Here is a 6,142-nt window from a genome sequence, read left to right on the forward strand (position 1 = left end):
GGACGAACATCAGCCGGTAGAAAATACCACCCCGCTGGACCACCCGTTCGACATAGGCGTCGAACTCGATAAACGGTGCTTCGAAATAGCGACCTTTGCCCAAGGCGAATTTGGCTTGGCCTGTAACGCGGTTGAATTCGCTCATGCCGTCGGCGAGGGAGTTGTCGACTTTTTTCTGGAGGGAGTTCTCAAACGGTTTAAGGAGTAGGCCTATGCCGCTGCTCATAATCCAGTTTGTGGTATTAGCGATTAAGTATATCGAAAGAAATATCCAAGAGGCGGAGAAAAACAGTAGCAAAACGACGAATAGCAAAGCAGGAAGTTCCCAAGATTGAGATGCTTCAATAATCCCCCATACACCTAGGGCTGCTCCTCCGAAGAAAATCGTCGATGCCCAAGCAACAGGAATCAATAGTAGAAAGACTTTTAGCCTCTGTTTATTGTTGAGGAAGCGTAACTTTTGATGATTCCATCCCCACCACTCGTCTTTATAGAACTCCGGGTTACCCTTTTCGTTGGTCTGGACATCCTTTACATCATGGGTGATTTTTTCAAACGGATTGATGCTGGCGTAATTCCCCCATGGTTGCAGCTCATCTCCAACTCGACTTCGCTTTTTGCAATCGGGCAAAGGCGGGATACATTCCGAGTTTAGCGATTCATCAGCGTATCTCTCCGTTTTCTCGAGAGTCATACTTCAACCTCGGTTAAGAACCAGAATAGATCAGGACCCCCGCCGCCCTGGCGCCTTTTCCTCGGCATAAACCTACGCGTAGATTTCCGTGACAGGCCAAGTCGGCTGGGCGCCAGGTAGGTGATATGTAGTGGTCAACTAATCCCGGACAGTATTTTAAGGTTTTCCTCAGCTGCAACGGGCGGAATGCCATCGTTGAATGTGTGTGTAGTGGTTCAATGATTCCGAACACTAACGTAGGCGGTAAGATCGCCCCCTTAAATGCAACAAATTGGATCAACCTGTCACTGGAGTTGGAGAGTGCTGTAATCGCTGCTTAAAAAACCAATGTTCAATTTCTTCTTGGTCCGCAGACTCCTGATTAATTCGCAGTTGAGATGACTCAAGCTCTGGTTTGCCTTCAGTTACAATTCATAATCCGGGCTTCCACTTTGATACTATAAGTTCTTTGCTTCATGCACGCAATCATGGTCATCAAAGTAAATGAGAAATGAAAGCCCCTCATCGGTAACCCAAAATGGAAAACCGGTGGTTTCGGATAATAAGCGTTCTAATTCTTTCCCTGATTTAAAGCTCCAGAAGTATGACTCGTGATCGTATATTCCTAGGACTGGATTGCCAGAATAGTGCAAGTTGCTTGCCTGTTTCCAGAACTTAGTCGAGTGTGCCTTCTTGCTGAAATCGAAGCCAGTGGGGTCCGGGAACTGAGCGTTGGATCCGAACTTCTTATTGATGCTTTCAATTATTCTTGATTTATCAGTGTTTTCTATTTTTTTTATCGAGATATTGTTGATTTTGCTTTCTTCTTCTATTTCCTTTGCAATAAAGCCCATTAATCAACTCCAATTTTATTTCGGGACACCGGGACTCGAGATAAAATTATATGTCCTCTTGCCGCACCACCCGAGCCTCTCTTGTCGGGAGTTTGATAACCCACATGAGGATCTGCTGGTCCGTCGGTAGATGGTGCTAATGTCGGGTCATCGATGTTTACTTCCGTGCCTTTTTTGGCCTGAGATTACTCTCCATTCTGTCGGAAATGACTTTCCATTGTTATCTCTCCCCCGTTTGGTGACAGTGAATTCTGCTTTGGGAACTCCTGTCAACTTGAACGCTTCTTCCAAGCCGGCGTGCATCTGCTGATGCGGGGAGCCCTCAAGGTTACGCCAATCCCTATCGACTTCAGGGTTGAACTTCCAGGTGCCTCCTGCGACAGCGCGGGGGCATTGAGTTGGAACACAAGCCAACCCCAACGGATCCATCCACCCGGTCGGATTCGGTACGTACTGGTAGTTGTTCAGACCACCCGCCAACCCAATCGGGTCGGGCGTCATAAAGCGCCCGTTAGCGGGATTGTAATACCGGTGGCGGTTGTAGTGCAGGCCGGTTTCGGGATCGTAATACTGGCCTTGGAAACGCAGCGGGTTGTCGACCATTGCCACGTCCTGCTGGTGCACGTTGAGGCTGTAGAAAAAGGTCAGGAGATTTTTCTGGCTCGAATTTGATCAAAAAACAAACTGAAAATGGGGCCTATTCTTAAAATCTGGAGCACTTAACATCGGAAATACATCCAGATTTTACGTAGGAGCGCCATCGTAAAAAGGGGCGAGGGTTTTTCTACAGCCTCGTTGCCGTAGGCGCGGTAGGTGGCGGACCAGACCAGTTGGCCTTGGGTATCTGTCATTTCCTGGGGCGTGCCCAGGTGGTCGAGTTGGTAGTAGTAGATGGTGCTGTGTTCCGGGCCGTAGCCGTCCGCCAAGGCCAGCGGGCGGATCGTACAGGTAGGTGCGGTAGTGGTCGCCGGTTTCCTCGGCGATCAGGCGGCTGAAGGCGTAGCGCGGAAATACTAGCGGCAATTAACCGTCTTCGGTAGCCGATGGCAAGCCCGCCTTGTTAGCTATAGGGTGCGTCACCTCGGCTGACTGATGTCTCGGAGTTGGACGCCGGAAGTCTGGGGTTGCTTTCAATTGGCAATTTACAACCTGGCCCTTTGATTCTTTGACTTTTCGGATTGATGCCCTTAACAATTCGATATGCTGAGTTAAAAGGGGCATTGCCAGAGCGGTTGGTGCTGTTGAGCGTAAAAAAGTAAATTGCACCGGTACGCCTTTCGCGATGGTATTGAGTCATCGAGAGATTTTATTGTGCTGGGAGTATCGATGTGGTTCGATAAGCCTCACCGCATCTTACGTGGACCCTATCATCCCTAGGTTTTCATCTAGGAATGATCTCGGCCGTATTCCTTTAAATATATCACTAGGAAATTGTTCAGCAGTTCTTCGGCTTGAGCGAAACTCGACACCTTGTATCCGCTTGTATTGATTGCTGAAATAACGAATTCATTTTTATTCTTGGCTTGTTCAATGGACTCCTTCAGCGTGTCAACACAATGCTGGTGATAGTTGCTGTCGTCCTCGCTGACATCAACCATTAGTTCAGCAGCTTCCTCAAGTGTTTGCTGGATTACAGTTGCTTTAAATAGATCAGTTAAATTTTCTTTCCAGTTGTCCATTGTGAAATCTTTTGATTATTGTGGGTGAGCTGTATGTGTCAAGAGACTGCCGTCTCCTTTAGGTAATAGCACAACATTTACTTCTGACATTGATGCTGAAATCGGCTCGACTCCATCCATCTGTGAGTTAGTCTGATAGCCTCTTCCTAAGTTACCCATGCGAGCGTCATCTGAAAAGGCTTTTGGTACGCCAGGCTTTGGAGAGGACGAAAGCCAATCATCAATTTCCGGCCGATTAATCTCTAGAATGCGAGCTATAGACTCTCCCATTTGATGTCTATCGTTAAAAGTAGTCCTTCTACCAGCCCGGCCTTTGTTCAATAAGTCTTCGACCGTTCGATTTTTCAGATCCGTATCGGTTACATCTGGGCCGTGCTTCTCCAAGGAATGCGTAGGCTTTGATAATTTTCCATTTGGTTTCTGAATACGATGCCCTTCGGTTGCCATCAGTCCCCCCTGACTGAGAAAGCCGAGAATGAGGTGATTCGCCACTTTCGGGGCAGCAAGATGGCACTGACGTCCAAACCCAACGGATCCACCCACCCGGTCGGGTTTGGCACATACTGGTAGTTGTTCAAGCCGCCGGCCACCCCAATCGGGTCGGGCGTCATAAAGCGCCCGTTAGTGGGATTGTAATACCGGTGGCGGTTGTAGTGCAGGCCGGTTTCGGGATCGTAATACTGGCCCTGGAAACGCAGCGGGCTGTCGACCATCGCCACGTCCTGCCGGAGCACGTTGCCATAGGCGCGGTAGATGGCGGACCAGACCAGTTGGCCTTGGGTATCCGTCATTTCCTGGGGCGTGCCCAGGTGGTCGAGTTGGTAGTAGTATATGGTGCTCTGTTCCGGGCCGTAGCCCTCTACGAGGGCCAGCGGGCGGAAGCTGTCCGGTTCGTACAGGTAAGTCCGTTAGTGGTCGCCGGTTTCCTCGGCGATCAGGCGGTCGCCCTGCCAGACGAATTCGGTGCGCTGGTGGTCGCTTTCCTTGGCGATGCGGCGGCCGAAGGCGTCGTACTCGTAGTGGAAGCTGAGGCCATCGGGGCGGGTGACTTCCACCAGCCGGTGTTCGCAGTCGTAGCGGTAGGTGGTGACCAGTTTCTAACTAAATCTGCGAAAAACTAGCGGAGTATTTATACCTGCCATAAAGACTGAACTCAGGAAAAGCCGGTCAGCCGCATAATACTATAGCCGGCGAGGACTCTTCCGCGACCTGCGGATGAGGAGGGTGGCGTCTTGGGATTAGGAAGATCTTGCGCAAGAGGAATGTCTTCATTATACCGTAGAGGGACTAATAGACATTATAAAATAAATGGATTTAGGTGGGGAGCCTACTGCCAATCAGTTTCGGTGTGACTCGATAAGTTGGGGGCAGAGGCAGTTCTTGTGGCACCAGCTATGATGATAGTGATCGCTAGTATGAGTCGTCAAGATAGAGTATGTTAGATTGTCGGGTGCCCTTTATTGGATAAAACAAGCTTCCATTATATTTGCGGAGTTTAGCAGTCTGGATGCGTTTTCATAATCACTTGAAAGGTATTGTGGTATTTCTTTATTCGTGTAATGTCCTTTTCTGTGATGTTTTCTAGTCGTGTAATTTTTAGATTGTCCTTTAAGTCCTCTATTCTTATTTTTGAAGCCAAGCTATTTGATAATACCCGTTTAATGTAAGCCTCATACGACTCGCCTTGCCTTTTTGTCAGGCAGTCGATGGCAAAAACTACTTCTTGGGAGAAGTTGGCGGTCTCTAGATCATTGATGGCGAGATCGCTATCTTCGATCGTATCATGAAGTATTGCTACTATTTGCTCCAGTTCGCTATCAAACTTCATCATTAATCTTGGTGGATGAAGAATGTAAGGTGCCCCCGATTTATCTGTCTGGCCTTTATGTTTTTCGAGTGCTATGGAAATGGCACGTTCTAAATCACTCATTAAAATACTCCTCTTTAGTTATCTCATCTCCGTAAAGTAGAGCATCGTTGAATAGAGTGCCATTAGGTTCTACTGGTATCTCATTCTCTGGCTCACCATAGAATCTTCTGAATATTTTTCTTTTGATACGGTCCCATCTAAACTTGACCTCTTCAAAGGGGTAATCGATAAAAACATCTCGATTCTTGAAAGTTTCACCTTTGTTGATTGGCATTGCCATTCCTGATCGTCATATAGTATTTCTTGCTTCGGTCGGCTATTTTCTTGGCTTCATCGCTATCTGGGTTCTCCAGCTCCCTCCACTCCTCATATAATTTGTGCCCTTGCCCGCCTTTAACTGAGTGCCTTGCTGCGGTTGTGTTATATAGATCGTCACCCATCATTGATCTGGCAATCGATTCTGGCTCTTTAGCATAGATCATGTCGGGAGTGTTTACTTGAACTTCCGCCACTATCCCTGCTCGAGTGTTTACGGTTGTGTTGACGCCGCTGTGCCCTAGAGGGTTTGATGTTCCGTCAATTCTCTTGATGTTGGCGCCTCTGCTTGCTAGTTCGCTTACAACTGAATCGATACGGTCTTCAGGAGCGATGATTGTGTTTCGCGCGAGATCTTTAATTTTATAAGAATCTCCGTCGTATTCATTAAGGATCTTCTGAGTTGCCCTAGCTCTTGACTTAAATGGGGCGGTGGCAACTGTTCCCTCCGTGTACTTCAGCGTTTTAAGCCGCCATAGCATCTATTTCTTCTTTAGCTCTGGGTGCTTTGCCATAAACCTCTTCAAAGCCCGCAGGCGATTCAGCTCCATGGCAACAAGCTTTTTCAGCAGCCAACCCCAACGGATCCACCCACCCGGTCGGATTCGGCACATACTGATAGTTGTTCATACCCGCCAACCCAATCGGGTCGGGCGTCATAAAGCGCCCGTTAGCAGGATTGTAATACCGGTGGCGGTTGTAGTGCAGGCCGGTTTCGGGATCGTAATACTGGCCCTGGAATCGCAGCGGG

At 48.4% G+C, this 6,142-nt stretch carries 8 protein-coding genes and 3 pseudogenes; all 11 read right to left on the reverse strand.

What is annotated here, in order from left to right; translation table 11 throughout:
• Nucleotides 1-694: hypothetical protein (locus tag JL474_RS21300; RefSeq protein WP_203144021.1), on the reverse strand; the 694-nt coding region annotated here is incomplete at its 3' end.
• Between the two features lie 437 nt (nt 695-1,131).
• On the reverse strand, nt 1,132-1,527 hold the full coding sequence (locus tag JL474_RS21305) for a hypothetical protein (protein WP_203144023.1): 396 nt from the start codon (nt 1,525-1,527) through the stop codon (nt 1,132-1,134).
• The gene (locus JL474_RS21310; RefSeq protein ID WP_407944073.1) at nt 1,527-1,631 is read right to left on the reverse strand and encodes a polymorphic toxin type 47 domain-containing protein; all 105 of its coding nucleotides are present in this window, start codon (nt 1,629-1,631) and stop codon (nt 1,527-1,529) included. Before JL474_RS21310 ends, JL474_RS21305 begins: the two co-directional genes overlap by 1 nt.
• A 43-nt stretch (nt 1,632-1,674) precedes the next feature.
• Nucleotides 1,675-2,499, reverse strand: a pseudogene (locus JL474_RS21785) (RHS repeat-associated core domain-containing protein); the annotation flags it as partial.
• Between the two features lie 413 nt (nt 2,500-2,912).
• Nucleotides 2,913-3,206 carry a hypothetical protein gene (locus JL474_RS21325; RefSeq protein ID WP_203144027.1) on the reverse strand — a complete coding sequence of 98 codons (294 nt, stop codon included), beginning with the start codon at nt 3,204-3,206 and terminating at the stop codon, nt 2,913-2,915.
• Between the two features lie 15 nt (nt 3,207-3,221).
• Nucleotides 3,222-3,653, reverse strand: a complete 432-nt coding sequence (locus JL474_RS21330) for an RNase A-like domain-containing protein (RefSeq protein ID WP_203144029.1) — start codon at nt 3,651-3,653, stop codon at nt 3,222-3,224.
• A 74-nt stretch (nt 3,654-3,727) separates the two neighbouring features.
• Nucleotides 3,728-4,303 (reverse strand): annotated as a pseudogene (locus tag JL474_RS21335) (RHS repeat-associated core domain-containing protein); the annotation flags it as partial.
• A 398-nt stretch (nt 4,304-4,701) separates the two neighbouring features.
• Complete coding sequence (locus JL474_RS21340; RefSeq protein WP_203144030.1) at nt 4,702-5,136, reverse strand: hypothetical protein; 435 nt, start codon at nt 5,134-5,136, stop codon at nt 4,702-4,704.
• Nucleotides 5,129-5,350 carry a hypothetical protein gene (locus JL474_RS21345; RefSeq protein ID WP_203144032.1) on the reverse strand — a complete coding sequence of 74 codons (222 nt, stop codon included), beginning with the start codon at nt 5,348-5,350 and terminating at the stop codon, nt 5,129-5,131. The genes JL474_RS21340 and JL474_RS21345 overlap by 8 nt, the downstream gene beginning before the upstream one ends.
• Nucleotides 5,331-5,873 carry a hypothetical protein gene (locus JL474_RS21350; RefSeq protein ID WP_203144034.1) on the reverse strand — a complete coding sequence of 181 codons (543 nt, stop codon included), beginning with the start codon at nt 5,871-5,873 and terminating at the stop codon, nt 5,331-5,333. The genes JL474_RS21345 and JL474_RS21350 overlap by 20 nt, the downstream gene beginning before the upstream one ends.
• A gap of 70 nt (nt 5,874-5,943) precedes the next feature.
• Nucleotides 5,944-6,142: pseudogene (locus JL474_RS21745) on the reverse strand (RHS repeat-associated core domain-containing protein); the annotation flags it as partial.

The organism is Marinobacter mangrovi (genome assembly GCF_016798325.1).
GTDB classification, from domain to species: domain Bacteria; phylum Pseudomonadota; class Gammaproteobacteria; order Pseudomonadales; family Oleiphilaceae; genus Marinobacter_A; species Marinobacter_A mangrovi.

Bases quoted from the DNA above. Each gene is read 5' to 3' on its own strand.
- JL474_RS21345 (WP_203144032.1), bottom strand. From the start codon at position 5,350: ATGCCAATCAACAAAGGTGAAACTTTCAAGAATCGAGATGTTTTTATC.
- JL474_RS21325 (WP_203144027.1), bottom strand. From the start codon at position 3,206: ATGGACAACTGGAAAGAAAATTTAACTGATCTATTTAAAGCAACTGTA.
- JL474_RS21340 (WP_203144030.1), bottom strand. From the start codon at position 5,136: ATGAGTGATTTAGAACGTGCCATTTCCATAGCACTCGAAAAACATAAA.
- JL474_RS21305 (WP_203144023.1), bottom strand. From the start codon at position 1,527: ATGGGCTTTATTGCAAAGGAAATAGAAGAAGAAAGCAAAATCAACAAT.
- JL474_RS21350 (WP_203144034.1), bottom strand. From the start codon at position 5,873: ATGCTATGGCGGCTTAAAACGCTGAAGTACACGGAGGGAACAGTTGCC.
- JL474_RS21330 (WP_203144029.1), bottom strand. From the start codon at position 3,653: ATGGCAACCGAAGGGCATCGTATTCAGAAACCAAATGGAAAATTATCA.